Origin of the sequence: Acetivibrio ethanolgignens (assembly GCF_001461035.1) — a bacterium.
GTDB classification, from domain to species: Bacteria; Bacillota; Clostridia; order Lachnospirales; family Lachnospiraceae; genus Velocimicrobium; species Velocimicrobium ethanolgignens.
Genome location: NZ_LNAM01000226.1, coordinates 1 through 557 on the forward strand (window position 1 = coordinate 1; position 557 = coordinate 557).

Genomic DNA, 557 nt, shown 5'->3' on the forward strand with positions numbered 1-557 from the left:
GACTGGAGCAGATGTAAGAGTTGGAAGTTGCAAATGTCTGCTTAATCAGCAGACACTATGTAAAGAAAAGAAAAACATCACTTAATTGAAGGCGAGAAAAGTATTATGAGAAAAATAGCAAAGAAAACAATGGGAATTAAATCCAACCGGAACCCCGATAGTAGAAACACTGGCGGCAGCAGAGGAAACTTTAAGCGGAAGCATTACCATGTCTGGTTCCACTTCTATGGAAAAGCTTGCTAATGCAGTAGCAGAAAGCTTTATGGTAAAATATCCGAAGGTAACTGTTAGTGCAGAGTTTGTTGACTCCCGTGCCGGTATCAGGGCTCTACAGGCTGGCAGTATGGATATTGGAAATGCCTCTAGAGAGTTAAAGGATGATCTGACAAAGGAACAACTGACAAAGATTTATACTGAAGAAATCACAAACTGGAAGGACTTAGGCGGTGAGGATGCTCCTATAGTAGTAGGCAGAGAGGCAGGAAGCTATTTCTTAAGTAGTGTCTGCTGATTAAGCTAAAACACTTAATTTTACTGACTTTTACCTCGTTTTCTGC

Annotated in this window: 1 pseudogene; it reads left to right on the forward strand. The window is 40.8% G+C overall.

The window, feature by feature from the left end:
* Positions 1-175 precede the first annotated feature (175 nt).
* Positions 176-487, forward strand: a pseudogene (locus tag ASU35_RS18145) (substrate-binding domain-containing protein); the annotation flags it as partial.
* Positions 488-557: the final 70 nt, after the last annotated feature.